This window comes from Bradyrhizobium sp. Ai1a-2, assembly GCF_000426245.1.
In the GTDB taxonomy this organism is placed as follows: domain Bacteria; phylum Pseudomonadota; class Alphaproteobacteria; order Rhizobiales; family Xanthobacteraceae; genus Bradyrhizobium.
Genome location: NZ_AUEZ01000015.1, coordinates 63,671 through 88,005, shown reverse-complemented (window position 1 = coordinate 88,005; position 24,335 = coordinate 63,671). Strand labels below are relative to the sequence as shown.

22 protein-coding genes are annotated in these 24,335 nt (G+C 62.3%); 7 read left to right on the top strand and 15 right to left on the bottom strand.

The features are described 5' to 3' along the window. Positions 1–35: 35 nt before the first annotated feature. The 5 genes from K288_RS0113020 to thiD all read right to left on the bottom strand — a co-directional run bounded on the left by K288_RS0113020 (position 36) and on the right by thiD (position 5,309). Positions 36–1,076: an AI-2E family transporter gene (locus tag K288_RS0113020; protein ID WP_027579945.1), complete on the bottom strand. Its 1,041-nt coding sequence runs from the start codon at positions 1,074–1,076 to the stop codon at positions 36–38. Between the two features lie 240 nt (positions 1,077–1,316). Beyond that, complete coding sequence (locus tag K288_RS0113015) at positions 1,317–2,306, bottom strand: threonine/serine dehydratase (protein WP_027579944.1); 990 nt, start codon at positions 2,304–2,306, stop codon at positions 1,317–1,319. Between the two features lie 53 nt (positions 2,307–2,359). Next, positions 2,360–3,430 (bottom strand): glycosyltransferase family 1 protein, encoded by a 1,071-nt coding sequence (locus K288_RS0113010; RefSeq protein WP_027579943.1) that lies wholly within the window; start codon positions 3,428–3,430, stop codon positions 2,360–2,362. Next, the gene (locus tag K288_RS0113005) at positions 3,427–4,239 is read right to left on the bottom strand and encodes a UDP-2,3-diacylglucosamine diphosphatase (protein WP_027579942.1); all 813 of its coding nucleotides are present in this window, start codon (positions 4,237–4,239) and stop codon (positions 3,427–3,429) included. The genes K288_RS0113010 and K288_RS0113005 overlap by 4 nt, the downstream gene beginning before the upstream one ends. Before the next feature lie 272 nt (positions 4,240–4,511). After that, positions 4,512–5,309, bottom strand: a complete 798-nt coding sequence (gene thiD / locus K288_RS0113000; RefSeq protein WP_027579941.1) for a bifunctional hydroxymethylpyrimidine kinase/phosphomethylpyrimidine kinase — start codon at positions 5,307–5,309, stop codon at positions 4,512–4,514. A 139-nt stretch (positions 5,310–5,448) separates the two neighbouring features. Between thiD and K288_RS0112995 the strand changes: the two genes are divergently transcribed. Further along, entirely contained in the window at positions 5,449–5,694 is a 246-nt protein-coding gene (locus tag K288_RS0112995) for an Lrp/AsnC ligand binding domain-containing protein (protein WP_027579940.1), read from the top strand. Between the two features lie 30 nt (positions 5,695–5,724). Here K288_RS0112995 and K288_RS0112990 read toward each other — a convergent pair whose 3' ends face one another. From K288_RS0112990 to K288_RS0112970, 5 genes are all read right to left on the bottom strand, one after another. Further along, positions 5,725–6,429: a glutathione S-transferase N-terminal domain-containing protein gene (locus K288_RS0112990; RefSeq protein WP_027579939.1), complete on the bottom strand. Its 705-nt coding sequence runs from the start codon at positions 6,427–6,429 to the stop codon at positions 5,725–5,727. Between the two features lie 181 nt (positions 6,430–6,610). Further along, positions 6,611–7,249, bottom strand: coding sequence for an HD domain-containing protein (locus K288_RS0112985; RefSeq protein ID WP_027579938.1), 639 nt, complete (start codon positions 7,247–7,249; stop codon positions 6,611–6,613). A 211-nt stretch (positions 7,250–7,460) separates the two neighbouring features. Further along, positions 7,461–8,507: an RES family NAD+ phosphorylase gene (locus tag K288_RS45420; RefSeq protein WP_051334517.1), complete on the bottom strand. Its 1,047-nt coding sequence runs from the start codon at positions 8,505–8,507 to the stop codon at positions 7,461–7,463. 91 nt (positions 8,508–8,598) lie between these two features. After that, positions 8,599–9,516: an NADP-dependent oxidoreductase gene (locus K288_RS0112975; RefSeq protein ID WP_027579937.1), complete on the bottom strand. Its 918-nt coding sequence runs from the start codon at positions 9,514–9,516 to the stop codon at positions 8,599–8,601. 178 nt (positions 9,517–9,694) lie between these two features. Further along, complete coding sequence (locus tag K288_RS0112970; RefSeq protein WP_027579936.1) at positions 9,695–10,627, bottom strand: NADP-dependent oxidoreductase; 933 nt, start codon at positions 10,625–10,627, stop codon at positions 9,695–9,697. A 278-nt stretch (positions 10,628–10,905) separates the two neighbouring features. On the opposite strand from K288_RS0112970, the gene K288_RS0112965 reads away from it, so the two are divergent. From K288_RS0112965 to K288_RS0112945, 5 genes are all read left to right on the top strand, one after another. Further along, on the top strand, positions 10,906–12,309 hold the full coding sequence (locus K288_RS0112965) for a PLP-dependent aminotransferase family protein (RefSeq protein WP_027579935.1): 1,404 nt from the start codon (positions 10,906–10,908) through the stop codon (positions 12,307–12,309). Between the two features lie 271 nt (positions 12,310–12,580). Next, complete coding sequence (locus tag K288_RS0112960; protein ID WP_027579934.1) at positions 12,581–13,306, top strand: alpha/beta hydrolase; 726 nt, start codon at positions 12,581–12,583, stop codon at positions 13,304–13,306. A 179-nt stretch (positions 13,307–13,485) separates the two neighbouring features. Next, positions 13,486–13,956: a c-type cytochrome gene (locus tag K288_RS0112955; RefSeq protein ID WP_051334519.1), complete on the top strand. Its 471-nt coding sequence runs from the start codon at positions 13,486–13,488 to the stop codon at positions 13,954–13,956. Positions 13,957–14,113: 157 nt separating this feature from the next. Beyond that, the gene (locus tag K288_RS0112950) at positions 14,114–15,376 is read left to right on the top strand and encodes a flavin-dependent oxidoreductase (protein WP_084799582.1); all 1,263 of its coding nucleotides are present in this window, start codon (positions 14,114–14,116) and stop codon (positions 15,374–15,376) included. Positions 15,377–15,522: 146 nt separating this feature from the next. Beyond that, complete coding sequence (locus K288_RS0112945) at positions 15,523–16,482, top strand: NADP-dependent oxidoreductase (protein ID WP_027579931.1); 960 nt, start codon at positions 15,523–15,525, stop codon at positions 16,480–16,482. A gap of 108 nt (positions 16,483–16,590) precedes the next feature. On the opposite strand, the gene K288_RS0112940 is transcribed toward K288_RS0112945, so the two are convergent. Continuing rightward, on the bottom strand, positions 16,591–17,520 hold the full coding sequence (locus tag K288_RS0112940) for a cytochrome c (protein ID WP_027579930.1): 930 nt from the start codon (positions 17,518–17,520) through the stop codon (positions 16,591–16,593). 284 nt (positions 17,521–17,804) lie between these two features. On the opposite strand from K288_RS0112940, the gene K288_RS0112935 reads away from it, so the two are divergent. Continuing rightward, complete coding sequence (locus K288_RS0112935; protein WP_027579929.1) at positions 17,805–18,227, top strand: CHRD domain-containing protein; 423 nt, start codon at positions 17,805–17,807, stop codon at positions 18,225–18,227. A gap of 224 nt (positions 18,228–18,451) precedes the next feature. Here the strand turns inward: K288_RS0112935 and K288_RS0112930 are convergent, their stop codons facing one another. The 4 genes from K288_RS0112930 to K288_RS0112915 form a co-directional block, all read right to left on the bottom strand. Further along, the gene (locus tag K288_RS0112930) at positions 18,452–18,901 is read right to left on the bottom strand and encodes a cytochrome c (protein WP_027579928.1); all 450 of its coding nucleotides are present in this window, start codon (positions 18,899–18,901) and stop codon (positions 18,452–18,454) included. Positions 18,902–19,004: 103 nt separating this feature from the next. Next, positions 19,005–21,314 carry a xanthine dehydrogenase family protein molybdopterin-binding subunit gene (locus K288_RS0112925; RefSeq protein ID WP_027579927.1) on the bottom strand — a complete coding sequence of 770 codons (2,310 nt, stop codon included), beginning with the start codon at positions 21,312–21,314 and terminating at the stop codon, positions 19,005–19,007. A gap of 241 nt (positions 21,315–21,555) precedes the next feature. Continuing rightward, positions 21,556–23,085, bottom strand: coding sequence for a murein biosynthesis integral membrane protein MurJ (gene murJ / locus K288_RS0112920; RefSeq protein WP_027579926.1), 1,530 nt, complete (start codon positions 23,083–23,085; stop codon positions 21,556–21,558). Between the two features lie 92 nt (positions 23,086–23,177). Continuing rightward, positions 23,178–24,326 carry a DegT/DnrJ/EryC1/StrS aminotransferase family protein gene (locus K288_RS0112915; protein WP_027579925.1) on the bottom strand — a complete coding sequence of 383 codons (1,149 nt, stop codon included), beginning with the start codon at positions 24,324–24,326 and terminating at the stop codon, positions 23,178–23,180. Between the last annotated feature and the right edge of the window lie 9 nt (positions 24,327–24,335).

The window sequence follows — 24,335 nt, the reverse complement described above, 5'->3', positions numbered from 1 at the left end:
TCCATCGCGAAAGGAAAGCGCTTCAAGGCAAAAATCTAGAGTTTCGCCCGCTTAGCATCCGCCGGTCCGCCGAGCAGCTCGGCGAGCCACCGTGTTGACGGATGTTCGCCACAGAAGGTGAGAAGCGCAAGCGTGATTGGCACACCTATGAAGGTCCCGAACAGGCCCCACAGGAAGGTCCACAAGAAGATCGCGAACAGCACGATGAATGGAGAGATCGACAGCGTGTTGCCGGCGACGCGCGGCTCGACATAGCTGCCGACCACGAACTGGATGATGTTGAGGCAGGCAAAGACGCCGAACACCGCCGGCCAGCTCTCGAATTGCGTCATGGCAAGCAGCGTGGGAAACAGCGTGGCGATGAACGGGCCGATGAAGGGGATGTAGTTGAGCACGAAAGCGATCACGCCCCACTCGAATGCAAATGGCAATCCGGTAACGCCGGCGAAAAGGCCGACCAGAAGGCCGGTGACGGCGCTCATCTGCGTGCGCACCAGCAGATATTTCCGAAATTTGGCGGCGGTCGCCGCACTGCCGTGGCACAATACGCGCGTCGCCGTGGCGTTCTCCAATCTGTCGATTCTTCGCTTGGCGTCCTCGACCTCGAGTAACCCCAGTACGACATAGACCAGCGCGATCAGCCAGAAGCTCAGCGTGGTGTTGACGCGGCCGGTGACGTATTGCGTCGCGCGCAGCAGCCAGCCGACATTGAAATGCTCGGCCCAGAGGCTTGCAACCTCGATGCCATGGCCATCGAGCCACACCACGGCCCGTTCATAGAATGTCTGGTACCGCCCCGCATCGGCGACGAGGAAATGGCCGACGCGGCCAAAGCCCCATGCCGCCAGCGAAGCGAAGGCAAGGCAGACCGCCACCGTGACGAGCATGGTGATCGCGAGCGCTGCCAGTTTTGGCATCCATGATTGCAGCCATTTCTGCGCCGGCCAGACGATCGCGATAATGAAGAGCGCCGCGGCCAGTGGCGCCAGCACACTCCTCGCCTGGGATGCCGCCGCGCCGACGAGCACGACGGCGATGATGACCGTTGCAACCTTTTGCCCGGAGCCGTCCCCCATCCTGGATTCCTCCGACCTTGCGCCAATCAAACATTGTCAGCAGCTTCGATCCGCCGCAAGGGTGGTCAGGGCCAGGGATTTGGACGCCGCGCCTTCATGCGCTGATTGCGCAGGCGCCGAACCGATGTTCAGCGCTGTAGCCCGGGTGGAGCGCAGCGTAACCCGGGAGCTCTGCATCGACGTCTACAGGAGGCCCAGGTTGCGCTACGCTCCACCCGGGCTACAGAATCTCGGCCTTGTTCAGGCCACCAGCTTGGCGAACAGGTCGGCGTCGACATTGCCGCCGGAGAGAACGATGACGACGTTCTTGCCCTTTGCGTCGATGCGGCCGGCGAGCAAGGCGGCAAGGCCAACGGCGCCGCCGGGCTCGACCACCAGCTTCAATTCGCGATAGGCGAACGCAACGGCAGCGGCGACTTCCTCGTCGGAGGCCGACACGCCACCCGCCAGCAGCTTGCTGTTGATCGCAAATGTGAGTTCGCCTGGCATCGCCGCCATCAGTGCGTCGCAGATGGTGCGCGCGGCGGCGGGATGCGGTTCGCGATGCCCTGCCTGCAGCGACAGCGCGTGGTCGTCATAGCCCTTCGGCTCGGCGACGATCACCTGGGCTTGCGGAAATTTGGCCTTCACAGCGGTCGCGACGCCCGCGATCAGCCCGCCGCCGGAGGCCGGCGCCACCACGATATCAGGCGTAAGCCCAAGCGCGGCCATGTCCTCTGCGATTTCGCGGCCTGCGGTGCCCTGTCCGGCGATCACGAAGGGATCGTCGTAGGGACGCACCAGGGTCGCGCCACGCTTGCTCGCGATGCCATTGGCGATCGCCTCGCGGTCCTCGCGGTCGCGGTCATAGAACACGACCTCGGCGCCATAGGACTTGGTGCGCTCGCGCTTGGTGATGGGCGAGTCCGCCGGCATCACGATGGTTGCCTGCATGTTGAGGATCTTCGCCGCCGCAGCCACGCCCTGGGCATGGTTGCCGGAGGAGAATGCGACGACCCCGCCGCCGCGCTGGGCCTGCGGGATCGACGACAGCTTGTTGAAGGCGCCGCGGAACTTGAACGAGCCAGTCCGCTGCAGCATTTCCGGCTTCAGGAAAACCTTGGTCCCGGCGCGCTCGTTGAGGACGGGAAAGGACAAAAGCGGCGTGCGCACCGCAAACGGCGCGACAACCCTTGCAGCGGCTTCGATATCAGCCGCGCCGATGGGTGGATTTGTGATGATTTCGGTCATCCCGGCTTTGTAACGCGGCCGCGGACAGGCCGGCAAGACGCTTCTGTGTGAAGTTACGCCGCGAAATGCGGGTCCTCAGCCACGAATTCGGCCGGCTCGCTCTCGGGCGCCGATTCAGGCTCGACCGGCCGGAGGTTGAGGGCGTGGTCGATAAAGACGCGCGCAGAGGCTTGCCAGGTGTGGCGCGCGGCAAAGTCGATGCAGTCCTGCGCGGGGATGCTGAGCGCCTCCAGGCAGGCCTCGCGGAGGTCATCCCTCAGGACGCCGACGGGCGCGCTGCCGATCACGTCGCGCGGACCGACCACCGGGAAAGCGGCGACCGGCAGGCCGCTGGCCAGCGCCTCCAGCAGCACAAGGCCGAAGGTGTCGGTCTTGCTCGGGAACACAAACACGTCAGCAGCGGCGTAAATGCGCGCCAATTCCTCGCCGTGCCGTGCGCCCAGGAACACGGCGTCGCGATATTTCCGCTCCAGCGCCGGCCGCGCCGGCCCGTCGCCGACAACGACCTTGGTGCCCGGCAGATCGAGGTCGAGGAAGGCTTCCAGGTTCTTCTCGACCGCCACCCGGCCGACGCTCAGGAAAACCGGTGCCGGAAGGCAGAGGTCAGCATGGCGCGGATGGAACAGCGCGGTATCGACCCCGCGCGACCACAGCACCACGTTGCGAAAACCGCGCGAGCGCAGTTCCGCGGCGAGTGCCGGGGTCGCCGCCATCACCGCCTGACTCGGCCGGTGGAACCAGCGCAGGAGCCACCAGACCCAGTTTTCCGGGATCGACGAACGCGCCGCGACATAGTCGGGAAAGCGGGTGTGAAAGCTCGTCGTGAACGGCAGGCCGCGCTTGCGGCAATAGCGGCGCACCAACAGCCCGATCGGACCTTCGGTGGCAATATGGATGCTGTCAGGCTTGTCCTGCTCGATCAGCGCGGCGATCGCCGCCGGATTCGGCAAGGCCAGCCGAAGATCGCGATAGCTCGGCATCGCAAAGGTGCGGAACGATTGCGGGGTAAGAAACACGATCTCAACGCCGAGGCCCTTTGCAGCCTCGGCCATCATGGTCAGCGTCCGAACCACCCCATTGACCTGGGGATGCCATGCGTCGGTCGCGACCAGGATTTTTGTCATGCAGCGCGCGCCGTGACCCGTGGAACCGGAGCGATCCGCCGGACCGGATCCGTCCACGTGATGATCTCGAAGCGGCCGTCCTCATGCTCGGCGAGCGCGGTACAGCTCTCGACCCAGTCGCCGCAATTCATGTAGCGGATGCCGTGCTCGTCGCGGATGGTCGCATAATGGATATGACCGCAGATCACGCCGTCGCAGCCATGGCGGCGCGCTTCGCTCGCGAGCGTGGTTTCGAACGCGCCGATATAGTTGACCGCCTTCTTGACCTTCAGCTTGGCCCATTGCGACAGCGACCAATAGGGGACGCCGAACATGCGGCGGAAGAAGTTGACGAAGCGATTCATCTGGATCGCGAAGTCGTAGGCCTTGTCGCCGAGATGGGCGAGCCAGCGCGCATTCTGCACCACGAGGTCGAAGATATCGCCGTGGATCACGAGGTAGCGCTTGCCGTCGACGCCGGTGTGGATGGTGTTCTCCATCACGTCGATGCCGCCGAAATGCGTGCCGTAGTACTTGCGCAGGAACTCGTCGTGGTTGCCGGGGATGTAGATGACCTTGGCGCCCTTGCGTACCTTGCGCAGCATCTTCTGGACAAAGTCGTTGTGCGTTTGGGGCCAGTACCAGCTCGACTTCAGCGCCCAGCCGTCGACGATGTCGCCAACGAGGTAGATCGTGTCGGCATCGTGAGAGCGGAGGAAATCCAGCAATCGGTCGGCTTGCGACCCGCGGGCTCCGAGATGGACATCGGAGATAAACAACGTGCGAAAGCGCCGCTCGGGGCTCTCTTCACTGAAAGAGTCGCTTCCCATACCTGTGCACCTAACAAATCCCTGTGACAGGGCGATGACGATTCGTCGCAGCCAACGGTCCCAACAGAATCAGCTATGCGCCCCTCTGAAATGCGGATAACAGCGCCATGCGACAATCTGGCGACACCAGAGCGTTTTCGAGCGAAGTGGATACCGGTTCGCGTGAAGGAAACGCGTCAAAACAAGAGTCGAGAGGTTCGGTACTGATTCAATCAGAACCGAAGCTCTGGAGGCGGTAGATATGCGGGACAGGGTTGAGGCAGCCCGATCGTCTAATAAAATCTGTGAAAATGGTGCACTGGCCCGTGGCCGTGACCGACGGTGAAACGATCGGCGGCTTCGATCGCGGCGCTGATCCAGCGCTTGGCGTTGCGCACGGCCGATGCCATGTCCTCGCCCTTGGCAAGCCCGGCTGCGATCGCCGACGACAATGAACAGCCGGTGCCATGGGTGTTTGCGGTGTTGATACGGGGGGCCGCGAGCATGATCGCGCTGTCGGCATCGACGAGATAGTCGATGCTCTCGCTGCCCTGCCTGTGCCCGCCCTTGATCAGCACCGCCTGACAGCCGAGCGCAAGCAGCCGCCTGCCCTGGCTTTCGATGGCGGCCTCGTCCGAGGCCATCGGCTCGTCGAGCAATGCGGCAGCTTCCGGCAGGTTCGGGGTGATCAACGAGGCAAGCGGGATCAATCTCGTGCGCAACGCGTCGACCGCTTCCGCGGCAAGCAGGCGATCGCCCGATGTAGCGACCATCACCGGATCGAACACGATATGCCTGGGCGACCAGCGCTCGAGTCCGGCCGCGATCGCATCGATGATCGAGAGCTCCGCCACCATGCCGATCTTGACCGCGCCGACCGCCAGATCGGAAAACACCGCATCGATCTGCGCGGTCACGAACTCGGCCGGCACCTGATGGATGCCGCGTACGCCCATCGTGTTCTGTGCCGTCAGCGCGGTGATGACGGAGGCGCCGTAGACGCCGAGCGCGGCAAAGGTCTTCAAGTCCGCCTGGATGCCGGCGCCGCCAGAGGAATCCGAACCGGCGATGGTGAGCGCGATCGGCGTCATTGGAAAACTGCCGCGCAGTGGGATAGCCATACGACCATGACACCTCCTAGCGCGGCCGACCGGGCCCGGCAAGCCGGCTTGCTATTGCACGGCGAATTTGGCTCTATGCATCCGCTATTTTGCCCCGGAGACGACAGCGATGGTTCCCTTCTTCATCCAGATCAAGTGCAAGCTCGGCCAGTCCTATGCCGTCGCCAATGCGCTGGCGGAGGCCGAGATCGCCTCCGAGATCTACTCCACCGCGGGCGATTACGACCTCCTGGTGAAATTCTACGTCGACAAGGACACCGACATCGGCCATTTCGTCAACGAGAAGGTGCAGGTCATCCCGGGCATCCAGGACACCCACACCATCATCACCTTCAAGGCGTTCGGGACGACCTAGCTTGGACTTGCGGGCCATGGGAGGGTCGTTTTACCGCATGTGCGGGATAGTCAATCCACGCTGCACGGCGGGCCGCGCCAGGCCCCGTTCGAGCCAAGCTGGTACTTCTTGCAGACTGTCGAAGTCGACGAGTTCGCGAGCCTCATAGAAGCCGATCAGGTTACGTACCCAGCCAAGCATGGAAATGTCGGCGATGGTATATTCATCGTCCATGATCCACTTCCGTCCAGCGAGATGCGTTTCCATCACGCCAAGCAGGCGCTTTGACTCATTGACGTATCGCTGAAGTGGCCGCTTGTCCTCGTATTCACGGCCTGCGAATTTGTTGAAGAAGCCGACCTGGCCGAACATCGGTCCGATCCCACCCATCTGGAAATGCACCCACTGGATGGTCTCGTAATAACGAGCTGCGCTAGCAGGCAGAAACTTGCCTGTCCTCTCCGCGAGGTATTGCAGAATCGCACCGGATTCGAACAAGGGCAGCGGCTCACCCTCCGGGCCGTTGGGATCGAGGATCGCGGGGATCTTGCCGTTGGGGTTCAACGAAAGGAATTCCGGCGTGTGCTGGTCGCCCTTATTGAAGTCGATCAGATGCACTTCGTAAGGTAGCCCGATCTCCTCCAGCATGATCGAGACCTTTACGCCGTTGGGTGTCGGCAGTGAATAGAGTTGCAAACGCTCCGGGTATTTCGCAGGCCAGCGCTGTGTGATCGGGAAATCAGAAAACCTTGGCATCTCTCAACTCGCTCTTCCGGCTGGATCAACATTTTCGAGGTGGCAAGCATCGCGGCGGGTGAACGTTTGTGGCTACGTGAATGCCAGCACCTATCGCTACACGTTGGTTGCAAACAATTGGCTGTGTGGATGCCGCCACACTGATGGTTCCGAACTTACGAAAACAAACGCGCATGGGCGTTCAGGTAAGCCAAGGAGTGTTGCGTATCCGAGTGCACGCGTTTGGCTTGTGAAACGTAGGGTCGTGGTCTTCGATATAGTCGAAATTGACTGTGCCGAACGTCGTCTGAGGCTTCTTCAAGGCCGAGCAAGTCTGAAGCTGGATGAAGTCATCCTTGAAGGCGCCGCGGGGAAACGCGGCGATGACCTGGTCGCGTTGCTCTGGCGTATAGTGGTCATATCCAATACCGACGACGTCGACTAGAACACCGGCGTTCGTGAGAGCGATTTCTGGCTGCATGTATTGGGGGATGCCCGGCGTGGTATGTAAGGCGATTGCTTCCCACACCAGATCCGCTTTCGGGTCCGGGATGCCATGGCTCTTAAGGAATTCGCGGGCTGCATCGGCGCCGTCGACTTCAAACCGCTTTGTATGGCTATGAAAAGGTTGGACGAGGCCTAGATCGTGAAACAGCGCAGCGACGTAAAGCAATTCAGAGTCGAATTTTAGGTTCTGGCGGATTCCCTTCATCGCACCGAACACAAACACTCGAACCGAGTGGTTGAACAACATCTCGTTTTCATGTTGTCGCACGAGTTCGGCGGCTTCGCGCGCGATCCTGCTATCGGGGATCTTAACGCCAGAAATAACGTCGGCCATTGTCAAACTCCTATCTCCGTGTCTGCGATCTGTGCTGTCTGCATTGACCGGGGTCACACGAACCTGATGCATCGGCATCACTCCGGTCGCTGGTACTGGCGAATAGATGCGTTGCGCCTGTTTACAGAACAGTACCAAGATTGCCGATTTCGGCTGTACCATCCTGCGATGGCTGCCTTTCGCATCCACATGATGCGCTTTTGCGGCACCCCTAACGATCAATGCTGTCCCGTTTTTCCTGACGATGCCGTTTCACCGTGAATGCGTCCGTCGCGAATTGGGCACGCTTTACGCGATGCACTTCCATGCTTTCGGGCACGATGCGAAGACTAGCTTCGCGCCAATCGACCTTCCGCGGGTCAAGACGCATTGCTTCCGCAATTGCAGTGAAGTCCAGGCTTTCCAGCTCTTGCTCGTTCTTATGAACCTCCCTGTGTACCGGTGCTATTTTCTCAACCACCTCGTAATCTTCTACCCAGCCATCCTCTGTCCAATAGCCCGTACTCGCGCTTATCTCTGTTCCCTCCGGAACATTCAGAGCCTCGATACGGGCAGCCTTGTGAAAAAGCACGACGTAAAGACTGTCGCCGCCGGCCTGCCCGGATGGAAAAATGATGCCGTCGATCGGCACCGAAGCCTCCGTCGCCAGAAAATCGGCTATGGCCTGCGTTGCGAGGCATTCAAACGGATCATCATCGGGCATCGCCGGCCGCATGATACGCTCACTCAGCAACCGCAGGAATACGGCGGTCTCCATCCTCCCGGCTAACCCGAAATCACAAAGGCTTCCGGTGACGCGGACGTCACTGAGGGCAGCCAAATCGAGCAGTCGCAGCTTTCTGATGATCTCGAATTGGGTGACCGCGATCTGACTACCAACAGTCGGGCGCACCTCTGCGATAGCCGCTTTCTGATTGTTGGTGCCGTAGAAAACCGAGATACCATCCGCGTTCATGCGGCCGGGCGCTGCGAAGGGTGCTGGCGGCGAGCCGAGGTGGACGTCCGGCCTGCCGAGGGCGGCTTCGAGTTTGTCGTCAGATTGAAAGACCCGAGCGTGATAGAGGGTATGAAAATCCGTTCCGGGCCCCGCATCCACTACAAGTGGACGGCCATCGCGCGTTTGAAGCTCGCCAATACCATCGAAGATTGACATGAGACGGTTGGCTGCCGTTCGGCTGAAAAAGCGCGCCTCGGTCTTGCCGTCGACATCGACATCGACCTCTTGGGGTGCGCCGTTGATCTTTAACGTGGAAGCCATGCATGCCTCTCGGTGGCTGGGGGCTGATAGGAAGCAGCCGCCCGTCCTGGACAGCGCCGGCCGGCTGCGTGCATCAATGGGCGTGCGTCGCTCAGGGACGAACGCGTATGATTGTCTTCCCCTTGCGTCGCTCGGTCGGGTTTAAGGCGGCGACGGCATCGTCGAGGGTCGAGACGTCGCCGATGTTCGTCCGCAGTCGTCCGTCCCGCACCCGCTGGACGATCTCACTCAGTTGGGCACGATCGGGCTCGACGACGAAGTCGACCGCGAGGCCGTCGGCGGGCCGTGCCTCAGCCGGCCCGACGATGGACACCAGCGTTCCTCCGGCTCGAATCAGGCCTGCGGACCGCTTCCCGATGTCGCCGCCGATGACATCGAACACCAGATCGACTCCGCCGACGTCTTCCAAGGCGTCGTTGTCGAGGTCAACGAACTCCTTCGCGCCGAAGTCGAGCGCCGTCTGACGGTCGGCGGCGCGTCCGGTGCCGATGACATAGGCGCCGAACTCTCGTGCGAGCTGGGTCACCATCGAACCGACTGCGCCAGCCGCGCCGTGCACGAGGACGCTGTGCCCCGCCTGAAGGCGGCCGTGCTGCAACAGTCCCTGCCACGCGGTGAGGCCCGAGATTGGCAGACTCGCGCCCACCGTGAAATCGACGTCGCCCGGAAGCGGCGCGAGGTTACGTGCCTCCATGGCTACATACTCCGCCAGCGTGCCGTCGCGATACCAGTCGGCGAGGCCGAACACTCGCTGTCCCACCGACAGCCCCGTCGTGCCGTAGCCGAGAGCGGTGACTACTCCGGCCAGCTCGTGCCCAGGGATCGAGGGTGTTCGGTCACGGTCGAGGCGATCGGTCCAGGTCGAGGGCCACGCCAGCTCAGTCGGGACGAATCCCGACGCATGAACCTGAACGATGACGTCGTTTATCGCCGCCTGCGGCTCGGGCCGCTTCACCAGCTTCATCCCGGCCGTTCCGGCCGCCTGGTCCGTTACGACGATTGCCTTCATGATAGTTTTCTCCTCAGTCATTTGTCTCTTTGCTGGATATGTTCCAGCGATAGAGAGCCCGTTCGACATCTCATGCCAGGGGCCATAGGTAGTTTCCCGGGTTGCCCGGGCTGATAGGACGCAGTCGGCCGATCTGGACAGCTCCGGCTGGCCGCGCGCATCGATGAGCGCGTGTCGCTCACGGACGAACGCGGATGATCGTCTTCCCCTTGATCCGCTTGGCCTTGATCCGCTCGGTCGGGTTGAAGGCGGCGACGGCATCGTCGAGGGTCGAGACGTTGCCGATGTTCGTCCGCAGCCGTCCGTCTCGCACTCGCTGGATGATCTCACTCAGTTGGGCGCGATCGGACACGACAACGAAATCGACCGCCAGACCGTCGGCGGGCCGTGCCTCGGTCGGGCCGGCGATGGTCACCAGCGTTCCTCCGGCTCGAATCAGGCCCGCGGACCGCTTCGCGATGTCTCCGCCGAAGACATCGAAAACCAGATCGACTCCGCCGACGTCTTCCATGGCGTCGTTCTCGAGGTCGACGAATTCCTGCGCGCCGAAGTCGATCGCCGTCTGACGGTGGGCAGCGCGTCCGGTGCCGATGACGTAGGCGCCGAACTTTCGTGCGAGTTGTGTCACCATCGAACCGACTGCACCGGCCGCGCCGTGCACGAGGACGCTCTGCCCCGCCTGAAGGCGGCCGTGCTCGAACAGCCCCTGCCACGCGGTCAGGCCCGGCATCGCCACGCTCGCGCCCACTGTGAAGTCGACATCGCCCGGCAGCGGCGCGAGATTGCGTGCCTCGACGGCCACGTACTCGGCCAGCGTGCCGCCGCGATACGAGTCCGTGAGGCCAAACACCCGCTGTCCCACCGACAGCCCCCTCGTGCCATAGCCGAGAGCGGTGACCACTCCGGCCAGCTCTTGCCCGGGAATCACCGGCGTCCGGTCACGGCCGAGGCGATCGGTCCAGGTCGAGGGCCACGTCAACTCATCCCAGGTGAATCCCGACGCATGAACCTGAACGACGACGTCGTTTATCGCTGCCTGCGGCTCGCGGCGCTCCACCAACTTCATCCCGGCTGTTCCCTCAGCCTGGTCCGTTACCACGATTGCCTTCATGGTAATTTTCTCCTCGGTCATTTGTCTCTTTGCTGGAAATATTGCAGCGTTGGAAAGTCGGTTCGACATCTCATGCCCGGGGCCATGGGTAGCTTCCGAAAGCGAAGGTGGAACAGCGCTTCGCCATTGGTGACCGCGCTTACCGAACTGCTCGGTGCAGGGCAGCGGCTCCCACCAAGCCTGATGGATCGGGACCACTCCGGTGCTAGCGAATAGATGAGCTGCGCCTGATCATAAAACAGTACCAAGATCGCCAATTTTGACTGTACCATCGCGCGATGGCTGCCCTCCCCATCCAACTCGATCGTGCCAGAAGGACTCCGCTGGCTGCGCAGATTTATTCGGCGATCCGAGAGGGCATCGAGAACGGGCGGCTCGCCTCGGGCGCGCGGTTGCCCTCCTGGCGCGATCTGGCCGCTCAGCTTGGGGTCTCGCGCGGCACCGTGCGTGTGGCCTACGAACGTCTCATCGCGGAGCAATTCGCGATCGGCCTCGGGCCAGCTGGAACTCGTGTGGCCGAGCGGCCGTCCCGATCCTCGATGCCCGACCGATCGCAGGAGGCCCCGCTTCTGCCGGACCTCTTTTATGAGTTCGGAAGCGCACCACGGCCATTTCAGATGGGCGTACCCTCTCAAGACGCCTTTCCGTTCAAGCTGTGGTCACGCATCCTGATGCGTGAGAGCCGGCGGGCCGCAGCAGCACCGGTGACATATCCGGATCCGCGTGGCGATCCGGAGTTGCGAAAGGAAATCGCGGCTTACTTGGGGCTGGCCCGCGGCATTCGGTGCAGCCCCTCTCAGGTGCTCGTAACGGGCGGATTCTCTGGTGCACTCGGTCTGGCGATCCGAGGGCTTCAGCTTGGAAGGATGGGAGCCTGGATCGAGGATCCAGGCTTCCCGCTCACGCGCACCGCGCTCGGTCTGGCCGGCGTGCCTGTGACAGCCGTCCCGGTCGATGCAGAAGGACTTGATGTCGCCGCTGGTGTCCAGACCGCCAGTGGAGCGGCACTGGCAGTTGTAACACCGGGCCAGCAGGCGCCGCTCGGCATGACGATGTCGCTGCCGCGGCGGCTAGCACTGATCGCCTGGGCTCGGCGGAACGCCGCCTGGATCATCGAGGACGATTACCTCAGCGAACTGCAGCTGCAAGGACGGGCGGCTCCGGCTCTTGCATCTCTCGATCATGGAGGACGGGTGCTGCACATCGGCAGTTTCAGCAAGACGATCAGTCCGGCGCTGCGCCTGGGTTTCATGGTCGTGCCGCAGGAACTGACTCATCCGTTCGGTGAACTCGCGGCTAGCCTGGCGCCAGCGCCGGCTGCGGCCATCCAGCGCGCTGTGGCGGAATTCCTGCGCGAAGGGCACTACATTCGCCATCTGCGCCGCATGAAGCGGCTTTACGCCGCCCGACGGGAAACCTTGCTTCGTTGCCTGGGAGAGATGGCGTCAGACTCGATAAAGGTGCAAGCAAGCGCCGGTCTGGCAGTGGTTCTCTTGCTTCCCGAGTCTGTGTCAGACGTGGACATCGCTTCGCGCGCCCTACAGGTCGGCTTGGCCCCGGCTCCCCTGTCGCAGTGGTACATGCAGCCTCCCCGGCAGCAAGGATTGCTGCTCGGCGTGACCAACCTCAATGAACGGCGGCTGCCGGCGGACTGTAGTCGGCTATTGGAATTGGCGCGATAGCACTGCGCAATGAACGTCAATGCGAAGTCTCTCGATGGTACATTGAGAGTTGCCAATCTTGGTACTGTTGCTGATCAGGCTACCCCCTACCTCTAATCGGTAGCGCCGGTTGACGCGGATCCACCGTCACCGGTGCAGGACACTGTGGCAACATCTTCTGCGTATCCGCCTCCGGTCCGCAATCGTTTCGCTTTCGGTCAGTCCGATCGCAACTGCACCCTACACGGGTGTGGCGTGCGACAAGTATTGATCGTGAACAAAGGCAAAGTGCATGGCGAACTACGTGCTTGTACATGGCGCTTGGCACACAGGTGCCGAACTCCTGCTTGTGGCTTCCCACATTCAGGCGATGGGACATGATGTCCACACCCCTACAATAAAAGGCAATCGGCCGGGTGACTCGAAAACAGTCGGCTTGTCAGAAGCCATAGATTCGATCGTCGAATATCTGGAAGAAACCGGCACCGAGGACGCAATACTCGTCGGGCACAGCTACGGTGGAATGGTGATTACGGGAGTGGCCGATCGCGTTCTACGCCGCATCCGGCGCCTGGTCTATTGGAACGCCTTTGTTCCCAATGACGGAGAGTCCCTCCTCGATATGACTGCACCACATCATGTCGCCGCGATAGAGGCCCTCGCAGCAGAACGGAATGATGGTTCGATCCTGTTGCCGTTCCCGCTCTGGCATGAAGCTTTCATCAATGATGGCGACCTTGAGACAGCGCAAATAGCCTACAACATGCTCAATCCGCACCCGATGCAAACCTTCAGGGACAAGATCTGTCTATCCGACAATCCGGCCGACATGGACGTTGGCAAGTCCTATATCAACTGCACCGAGGATATAGCGGGCTCGCATAGCCATCCGTGGCATCCGAGGCTTTCGGAGAAGCTTGGACTTTTCCGCCTCATCCAGATTCCGGGGTCTCATGAAATATGCTTCACGCATCCGGATCGGATAGCGAGGGCCATCATAGAGGCCGGTCGCGACTAAACCAGATGTCAATGTCGGCAATCGAGTTGCTCCTTGCGCGACACTCAGCCGGCGGCCGAGCCACAACGGCTCAACAAATCCTTTCCCGAAAGACGATGCCGATGAACAAGAATCAAGCCTTGAAGCCGAAAACACGATCTCCTGCCGCCTTCCTCACGTGCGTCATCGCCGCCGCCGCGATGGGCTGGAACGGCTCAGCCGAGTCAGCCTCGGCTTCGACTGCGCAGCTTGCACGCGGTAAATACCTTGTCGAACTCGGCGGCTGCAATGACTGCCACACGCCGGGCTCTCTCCGCGGAAAGTCGGACGCGGCGCGCTATCTGGGCGGTTCGGATGTCGGATTCGATATCCTGAAAGTGGGCGTTTTCGTTGGGCCGAACCTTACGCCGGATAAGGAGACCGGTCTTGGCAACTGGACCAAGGACCAGATCATCGCGGCGTTTCAGACAGGCACGCGCCCGGACGGGCGCAGACTTGCAACCATCATGCCGTGGCAGGCCTTTTCAAAGCTCACAAAGCAAGATGCTGAAGCGATCGCGGATTATCTAATGAGTCTCAAGCCGGTGAGTCACAAGGTGCCCGGCCCGTTCGGGCCTGACGAGAAAACCTCGATCTTCGTGCTGTCGCTACGTCCGCCCGCCGCGCAATAAAGAAGGGAGCACACTTCGGCACCCTCAATGCGGGCGCCATCACGGATGCCTGGCCGCGATTAAATCAGATGTCAGTGCGGGCAATCGAATTGCTGCTTCCCGGAGACACGGGCGGCGCTGCAACAGCTCAGTAAATCCCGTAACGAAAGACGATCCGATGAACAAGAATCATGAGCCATCGACCGGCAGCCCGCAAAATAAGGGCCAAGATGGATCTCTCAACCGGCGCGTTCTTATTGCGGGAGGAGGAATCGGCGGACTAACGCTGGCATTGTCGCTGCATCAGCTCGGCGTTCCCTGCACCGTCTTCGAGGTGGGCATAAATATCCTTCCGCACAGCGCCCGCGTTCTCATGTCGCTCGGCTTGTTGGGGGAGCTCGACGATATCGCCATCCGCACGCGCGAACTGCGGTATGTGAATCACCTCGGACAACAGATATGGGCTGGCGAGTGCGGCCTCTGGGGCGGGCACGATATGCCTCAGCTTTCAATCCATCGTGGCAGGTTGCACGGCGTTCTTTGGCGAGCGACGCAGGCGCGCTTGCCGGCCGGCAGCTTGCGCAACGGTCATCGGCTGCAGAGTTTTACTCAGGGCAGCGACGGCGTCACGGCGCGGTTCACGCTGGCCGATGGCGCCGAAGTGGAAGAGCGTGGCGATGTGCTGGCAGGTGCTGACGGCATCCACTCGGTACTGCGGGCCCTGCTGCATCCTGCGGACGGCGGCATCCGCTGGCAAGGCAGTCAGCTGTGGCGAGGAGCAGTGGATTGGCCGGTTTTCGAGGGCGGCAATGTCATGCTGATCGCCGCCGACTCGATGGCCAAGCTGACTGTCTATCCGATCGCCGAGGGCGGATCGGCGGGAACGCGGCTGACCAACTGGGTGATGAACGGGAAGGTGGCGAACGGCGCATCGCCGCCGCCCCGACGTGAAAACTGGTCTCGCCCCGGCAAGCTTGAGGAGGTGCTACCGTTCGCGAAGCGCCTGCGGCTACCCTTTCTCGATGTCGAGGCGCTGATCCGGGCCACGCCGCAGTTTTTTGAGTACCCGGAGTGCGATCGCGATCCGCTTCCCTGGTGGAGTCAAGGGCGCGTGACGTTGCTAGGCGATGCGGCACATCCCATGTATCCGACCGGCTCGAACGGCTCAGCCCAAGCCATTCTCGATGCGAGATGCCTGGCGAGGCTCTTGTCCGAAATGGCACCTGAGGCGGCGCTCAGCGCCTATGAGGCCGAGAGATTGCCCAAAACTGCCGAAGTTGTGCGCAACAATCGTAGAGGCGGTCCTGAGCGCGTGCTGGATCTGGTGGCCGAGCGCGCACCAAACGGCTTCAACCGCCTGGAAGATGTGATTACGTCTGCAGAACTCGCTGACATCGTTGGCGGCTATGCGCGATTAACCGGACTTGCCCACACCGAGTAGCACTTGTTAGCGGCGGCTGAAGTGCGGCTGGAGGTGCGCAGGAGCTTGAGACGGTGAATAGCGGAATCTGACCCGCAATTAGTATGGAGACCAACATGACAAGTACCCACGTCGGCGATGTGTCCCAAGGTCCTGCTCGCTCTTCCATGTTGGCATGGCGAGTACACAAATTCGGACCGCCGGAAGTGATGATGTTGGAACGGGTTCCCAGGCCAGATCCTGGTCCGGGCGAGGTTCTTGTCGATGTTCACGCAGCAGGAGTCGGTCCCTGGGACGGCTGGATCAGGGCCGGCAAGAGCGCGTTGCCGCAGCCTCTTCCTCTTACGCTCGGCTCTGATTTGTCAGGAACAATCGCGGCCGTGGGATCGGGCATTTCCGACATCGCTGTCGGAGATCAGGTCTTCGGAGTGACCAACACCCAATTCCTTGGCGCTTACGCAGAATACGCCGTAGCCTCTGCCGGGATGCTCGCGAGGAAACCAACCTCGCTGAGCTATGCCGAAGCGGCTTCCGTTCCCGTCGTTGCAGTCACGGCGTGGCAAGCCCTGTTCGACCACGCTCGCCTCGAAGCCGGGCAGACGGTCGTTATTCAAGGCGCTGCGGGAAGCGTCGGAGCCTATGCGGTTCAACTGGCTCGTCGCGCTCGCCTTCGTTCAATAGCGACGGCGGGGACCAAAGACATCGAGTACGTGCGGTCCCTCGGTGCCGACACGGTATTGGACTATCATACGCAACGCTTCGAGGAAGAGGTGAAGGACGCGGACGCGGTACTGGACCTCGTCGGAGGCGAAACGCAAACGCGTTCTTTTCAGGGTCTTCGCCCCGGTGGCAAGCTGATCTCCGCCGTATCCCCGCCTGATCAAGCCCTTGCAAAGCACCACGGGGCCACTGCGGCCTTCTTCCTGGTGGAAGTGACCACCGAGCGTCTGCGCGAAATTGCCGATCTCATTGATCGCGGTGAACTGAAGACCTGCGTCGGCGCAGTTCTTCCTTTTGCCGGTGCGCGAGACGCCCACCTGATGTTGGAAGGCCAACGACGATCACCGGTGAAAGGGAAGGTCATCCTCAATGTAGAGACCTCCGGCGAAGTCACGGCGCCCGCGTGAATTGGGGCTAACCATGAGCGTGCGGCAAGCAGCGGTGGAGAACGCCGCCGGCCCTGCGCGAGTCGGGAGCACACGAAGGTGGACATCAAGCGCTTATAAGAAAACGTCCTAGCTCTTGCTCCCGCTCCGCTTCGGCGGCGTCGGTCCCTCGACCGGTGGCAGCGATTTGAGATAATCCGCCATTGCCGCGCGATCGTCATCGGACAATTGCGAGGTGTTCTTGATCACGCGCGCCATCAATCCGCTGGCGTTATCGCCCTCCGGCAGTTCGCCGGTCTTCAGGAAATACGCGAAATCCTTCACGCTCCAGTCTCCGAGATTCTTCTGCGTGATGTTGGGCACCCAGCCCTCGCCTTCCGGATTCGGTCCGCCAGCAAAGCGTTGCGCGCGGATGATACCGCCCAGGAAATTGCGCGGGCTGTGGCACTCCGCGCAATGGCCGAAACTGTTCACGAGATAGGCTCCGCGATTCCACTGCGCGGAGCGTGTCGGGTCCGGGGTGAACGGCTTGCCATCCATGAACAGGAATTTCCAGACGCCGATGTTGCGGCGAATGTTGAAGGGAAACGGCACGTCGTGATCGCGCACCTTGCCCGCGACCGGCGGCAGCGTCTTGATGAAGGCGAAGAGGTCGCGGACGTCGTCGATCTTCGCATGCTGGTAGGAGGTGTAGGGAAACGCCGGGAAGAAATGGGTGTCGTCCGGCGAAGTCCCCTTCATGACCGCGGCGACGAAATCGTCCTCGCTCCATCGGCCGATGCCGTCGTTGGGATCGGGCGAGATATTCGGCGCATAGAAGGTGCCGAACGGTGACGGAATCGGGAGCCCGCCGCCGAGCCGGGTCCGATCGGGCTGGTTCGGCACGGCGTGGCAGGACGAACATCCGCCCGCGTTGAAGATGGTGGAGCCGTTGCCGATGTCAGGCCGATAGGCCGGCAACGCGCTGGCCGCAATCGTCGAAGGTATGGTCATCCACCAATAGACGCCGATGGCGACAATGCCGGCGAGGATGATCGCGGGATATGTTCGTCGCAACATGGTCCGACCCGTTATTGGAGCGTTTTCAAGCGAAGCATGCCCTCGGACTTGATCCGAGGGCGGACACCGGTTCGCGAAGAAAACTCGTCAAGACAAGAATCTGGAGCCTCGGTACAATCAGAACCGCATATGCTCCAGTTCGTCGATCGAGCGGCTAATATGGAGAGAGTTTCGGCCATACGCTTGCTCGAAATTTTCCGCGCTCGCGGGCGATTTTGGGAATAAAGCGAAAAAGCCATTGTTTTGAGGTCGACACCATTCCGATACCAACAGGGAGAAAAACCATGCCGAACAAGACCATGCTTGCTACGCTCGCGCTCGGAGCCGCCATCGTGTTTGCCGCTCCTGCTCTCGCCGACAAGTACAAGGTGCCGTTGGACAGCAAATCGGAAGTGCCGCCGAACAACAGCGCCGGAACCGGAACCGCCGATATCGACTACGATCCCGCGACCAAGAAGCTGAGCTGGAAGGTCAGCTATTCCGGCCTCACCGGCCCCGCCACTGCGGCGCATTTCCACGGTCCCGCCGAAGCCGGCAAGAATAGCGGCGTCGCCGTCCCGATCCCGAATATCGCCTCGAGCCCCGCCGAAGGCAGCGCCACACTGACGGATGCGCAGGCCGCTGATTTCCTGGCCGGCAAGTATTACGTGAACGTCCACACCGCGGCCAATCCGGGCGGCGAGATCCGCGGCCAGGTCGTGAAGTAAGCCAGCCGCAAGCGCTTATCCCTGAAAGCGGATGCTCCTGCATCCGCCTCTGTCATTTCGCGGCTATTGAACTGGCCACGGTGTAGCTGCGCCCCCTCTCCCGCTCTTGCGGGGGAGGGTTGGGGTGGGGGTGTCTCCGCATTGGGATTCCCGGAGTGGAGAGATCCCTCACCCGGCGCTTACGCACCGACCTCTCCCGCAAGCGGGAGAGGTGAAGCCTCGCATCACTTCAATTTGACACGATAGATGTCGTGACACCCGCCGCAGCGGTCGTTGATGCTGGTGTAGGCCACCTTCAACTGATCGAGATTTTTGACCTTGCCTTTGAAGTCGACGATCGCCTTCGTGACCGGCGGGATCTTGGAATCGAAATCGGCCTTGTTCTGCCAGATCTTGGGCGACGAAGTGTAGGTGGCGTCCTTCACGTCTTCCTTGGGGTTGGTGGCAAAGACCGTGGCGATCTTGGCGACGTTCGTTTCGAGATCGGCGAGCGCGGTATCGACCGCCTTCTGGTCGTAGGGGATATCGCCCTTCACCATTTTCCCGATCACGGTGTACATGCTCTTCGCCTGCGCCCGCATCAGGTTGTCCTGCTGAACCGCGATCTCCTGCTGCGCCATGACGGCGCTCGCACCGAGCAGCACGCCGCACACCACCATTACCATCCGCTTCATCCGCGAATTCTCCTTTTCGTGAAGCTTTGCCGGGCGTGCCCCTATCGCCGCTTCTCCAGTAGAACCCGTGCGCGGGGATTTATTCCCGCGCACGGAATCGTCATTAGAGATTATGGCGCCGCTGCGCCTCGCGGATCGCGATCCAGACCCGCTCGGGGGTAGCGGGCATGTCGATGTGGTCGATCTTGTATTCGCGCCACAGGCCTTCGACGATCGCGTTGACAATCGCGGGGCATGAGCCGATCGCGCCCGCTTCGCCCGCGCCCTTGACGCCGAGCGGATTGGTCGCACAGGGCACGTTGTGGGTCTCGAACACGAAGGACGGACCGTCGGAGGCGCGCGGCACCGCATAGTCCATGAAGGTGCCGGTGACGAGCTGGCCGTCGGTTGCGCTATAGACCGCCTGCTCCATCAGCGCCTGCCCGATGCCCTGCATCGCGCCGCCGTGAACCTGGCCCGCCAGCAGCAGCGGGTTCAGTGTCACGCCGAAGTCATCGACGATGACATAGTTCACGATCTTGATGATGCCGGTCGCCGGATCGATCTCGACTTCAGCGAGATGCGTGCCATTCGGATAGGTGCCGTCGGCACTGGCGAAGGTCGCGCTGGCGTTCAGCTTCGACGGATCGATGCCGGGGCGCTTGGCGAGATCGGCAAAGCTGATCGAGCGGTCGGTGCCGGCGATGCGGATCACGCCGTCTGATATCTCGAGGTCGCCGGCGCTTGCTTCCAGCGCCTGCGCCGCGATCTCCTTCAACTTGTCACCGAGCGCGGAGGTGGCGCGCTGCACGCTGACACCGCCCGTGGGGATCGACGCCGAGCCGCCAGTGCCAAGACCTGTTGCGATCTTGTCGGTGTCGCCCTGCAGGATGTGGACGCGCTCCGGCGGCACGCCGAACTGCTCGGCCACGATCTGTGCATAGGCGGTCTGGTGGCCCTGCCCGCTCGATTGCGTGCCGATCAGGATCGAGACGTCGCCATTGGGATCGAGCGCGACGTTCGCGGTCTCCTCGCCCATGGTGCCGCAGATCTCCACATAGGTCGCGAGCCCGATGCCGCGCACCAGGCCGTCCTTCTTCGCCGCCCTGGCGCGCTTGGGAAATTCCTTCCACTCGGCAATCTCCATCGCGCGCTTCATATGCGCGGCGAAGTCACCGGAGTCGTAGACCTTCCCGGTCGCGGTCTTGTAGGGCAGCGACTTCGGCGGAATGAAGTTCTTGCGCCTGACAGCATCCGGCGTCATGTCGAGTTTTCGCGCGGCGGCATCAACCAGGCGTTCGATGACGTAGGCCGCCTCCGGCCGCCCGGCGCCGCGATAGGCATCCACCGGCACGGTGTTGGTGAACACGGTGCGGACGCGGCAATGGAAGGCCTGGATGTCGTAGAGCCCCGGCAGCATGCCGGCGCCGCCATGCGGAATATACGGGCCGAAGGTCGAGAGATAGCCGCCCATGTCGCCCATCAGGTCGACATCCATCCCTAAGAACTTGCCGTCCTCGGCGAGCGCCATCTTGGCGGTCGTGACGTTGTCGCGTCCCTGCGAGTCGCCCATGAAGTGATCGGCGCGATCCGCCGTCCATTTGACGGTCTTTTTCAACTGGCGCGCGGCGACCGCGACCAGCGCATATTCGCGGTAGGGAAACAGCTTTGTGCCGAAGCCGCCGCCGACATCGGGGCAGATCACCCGCATGTTCTCGACCGGGATCTTCAGGATGTTCTGGCAGAGAATGTCGCGCAGGCGATGGCTGCCCTGGCTGCCGATCGTCAGCGTCAGATGATCCTTCTTCGCATCATATTCGGCGACCGCCGCACGCGTCTCCATGAAGTTGGTGACGATGCGCGGATTGACGATCGAAATTTCCGCGACCGTGTGCGCCTTGGCAAAGGCTTCTTCGGTCGCCTTCTTGTCGCCGATCGAGACGTCGAACAGCACGTTGCCCGGCTTATCGGGCCACACCTGCGGCGCGCCCGGTTTCACGGCATTGAGGACGCCGATCACGGCCGGCAGCGGCGTCCACTGCACGTCGATCGCCTCGATCGCATCGCGCGCCTGATCGATCGTCTCGGCGACGACGAAGGCGACGGCATCGCCGACATGGCGCACCTCGTCCTTGGCCAGAATCGGATAGGGCGGACCGGTGAACGGGTCGGTCTCCAGGTTGAACAGGCATGGCAGGTCGCCGAGATCGGCGACTTCGGCCGCGGTCAGGATCAGGCTGACGCCTGGCAGGCCCCGCGCCTTGGCGACGTCGATGGTGAATTTCGCATGCGCGTGCGGCGAGCGCAGCACCAGCGAATGCAACGCCGGCTGCGGCGCGACGTCGTCGGTGTAGCGGCCCATGCCGCGAATCAGCGCGTCGTCTTCCTTGCGGCGTACGCTCTGGCCGACGCCGAATTTGATGGGGGCTGCCATCGTCACTCCAATTGTCGTTGTTGTTGTCCACGCCATGTCGGCGTGTTTCCGGCCATATTGGCGCGGTTGGGAAAGAAGCGCAAACCGCGAATTGCGGAGCTTGGAAGCACCGCAACAAAAAGCTGATTTGACTAGCGCGCGATGACTTTTATTCGAATCGTCATCCCGCTCTAGCTCTTTGTTTGAGCATGATCTTTTTCGGAAAACCGGTCTCCACTTTTCCGGATCATGCTCTCGAAAACTAGCCGCGCCGCAAGGCAAAGAGCCAGCCGCGCCCGAACAGCACCAGGATGGAAAATCCATAGACGAAGGCGCCGACCGCAATCAGGAGCGCAAGGATGGTTTCATCGCGCAGCACATGCATCTGCGCAAAATAGCTGGCCGCGAATCGCTGGGTCCACCACAGCGATCCCGCGAGCACGAGGCCCGAGACGGCGAACTTCCCGAAGGTCAGCATCATCCGACGATCGAGCTCGAGATAGCCGGCGCGCACCGCAAAGCCGAGCACCAGCAAGAGGTTGATCCAGGCGCCGACCGCGGTGGCGAGCGCGAGCCCGATCTGGGCGAGCGAGCCCATCAGGCCGATCTTCAACAGCAGATTGGCGCCTAGCCCGGTGAGCGACGCCTTCATCGGCGTTGCCGTATCCTTGCGCGCGTAAAACGTCGCGACCGCGCTGCGAATCATCACGAACGGGATCAGGCCGATCGAATAGGCCGCCAAGGTCGCTGCGGCCGCCGCGGCGTCGGCCTTGGTGAAGGCGCCGCGCGCAAACGCCGCGCGCACGATAATGTCGGGTACGGTGAGGAAGGCCGCGACAAAGGGCACGGTCGCAAGCAGGGTGAAGTCAAAGGCGCGCCGCTGGGCGGCTGCAGCCCCCGCAACATCCTCCGCCGTGATCCGCCGCGACATTTCCGGCAACAGCACCGTGCCGACGGCAATCCCGATCACGCCGATCGGCAGTTGGTAGAGCCGCTCGGCGTAATAGAGCGCCGACAGCGCGCCGGCGGCCAGGAACGTCGCGATGATGGTGTCGGCGAACACGGCAACCTGCGTGCCCATCGAGCCCAGCGTCGCCGGCCCGATCGCGCGGAAGAAAGCGCGGACGTCCTCGTCCAGCCGCGGCATGGCAAAGCGCGGCAGCGTGCCGTGCCTCGCCAGATCGCCCGCGAGCAGGAAATACTGCAGGAAGCCGGAGATCAGGACGCCCCAGGCCGCAGCATGCCCCGCGGTCGGGAAGGACGCCGCCAGAGCCAGCGTTGCCATCATCGATAGATTGAGGAGGATAGAGGCCCCGGCGGCGCTGGCAAAGCGCTGCATCACGTTGAGCATGCCGCCATAGAGCGTCACCATCGTGATCAGCAGCAGATACGGAAAGGTGATCCGGGTGAGCTCGATCGCAAGCTGGCGCTGCTCGGCCTCATCGGTGAAGCCGGGCGCGAGGACGCGCAGCACCTGCGGCATGAAGGCCCAGGCTAGCGCCAGCAGGATGAGCTGCGACAGGAATAGCAGCGTGAAGATCCGGTCGGCGAACAGACGCCCCGACGTCTCGCCGCCCTTGCCATGGACATGGGCATAAGCAGGAATGAACGCGGTGTTGAACGCGCCTTCGGCGAAGATTGCGCGGAAATTGTTCGGCAGGCGCCAGGCCACAAGGAAGGCGTCGGCAATCGGCCCCGCGCCGAGGATCGCGGCGAGCATGATGTCGCGCGCGAGCCCCGTCAGCCGCGAAAGCAGGGTGTAGCCGCCGACGGTGAAGATGCGTCCAAGCATGCGCCGCTTCTTAGCGCATATTTGATGCCGATGGCATCAGAGCCGAACGGCTAATTTTGCTGTGACGTGAAGCCGCGCCCAAAGCGGCGAAATCAAGACAGCGCGCCGCGCACCGCCTCGATGATTCGCCCCTGCGTCGCCTCGTCGAGATAGGCGTGAATCGGCAGGCTGATGACGTCATTCGAAAGCCGTTCGCTGACCGGCAGGCCGCCCTCAGCCACCGGGAAGTCGCGGTAGGCGGTCTGCTGATGTATCGACTTCGTGTAGTAGATCGCGGTCGGAACGCCCTGAGCTTTCAGCGCCGCGGCAAAACCGTCGCGGTCGGTCCCCTCAGGCAGGCGGATGGTGTAGCACGCCCAGATCGAGCTGCAGCCGGCGGCGAGACGCGGCACCTTCACGACATTGCCGAGCCCGCGCGCATAGCGCTCCGCGACCTCATTTCGCGCGGCGATCTCGTCCTCGAAGATCTTGAGCTTCTCGAGCAGCACGGCCGCCTGCATGGTGTCGAGCCGCCCGGTCAGGCCGAGGCGCACGTTGTCGTATTTGTCGGAGCCCTGGCCGTGCACGCGGATGCTGCGCAGCGTTTGCGCAAGGTCGTCGTCGTCGGTGAAGATCGCGCCGCCATCGCCGAAGCAGCCGAGCGGCTTCGCCGGGAAGAAGCTGGTCGCAGTCGCCAGGCCAAAGGTGCCGATCCGCCGCCCCTTGTAGCTGGCGCCGAAGCCCTGGGCCGCGTCGTCGAGCACGAACAGACCCTCGGCCTTGGCGACCTCGCCGATCGCGCCGTGATCGGCGCTCTGCCCGAACAGGTCGACCGGAATGATGCCGACGGGCTTGAGGCCGCGCGCCTTCGCGGTCGCGATGCCACGCTTCAGCGAGGCGGCATCCATGTTGAAGGTCGTCTCATCGACGTCGACGAAAACCGGCGTCGCGCCAGTCAGCGCCACTGATTCGCCGGTTGCGCAGAACGTAAAGGACGGGCACAGCACCGCATCGCCCGGGCCGACCTTCTTGGCCATCAGCACCATCAAGAGCGCGTCGGTGCCGCTGGCGCAGCTCACCACATGTTTTGCGCCCGAGAACTTTGCAAGCTCAGCCTCCAGCGCTGACACTTCCGGTCCGCCGATGAACTGGCAATGGGAGAGCACGCGGGAGACCGCCTCATCGACGGATGCGCCAAGCCGGCGGCGCTGCGCGGCAAGGTCGATGAAGGGAATCGGTTCGGGACGCATATGCTGGTTCATGAGGCCTTG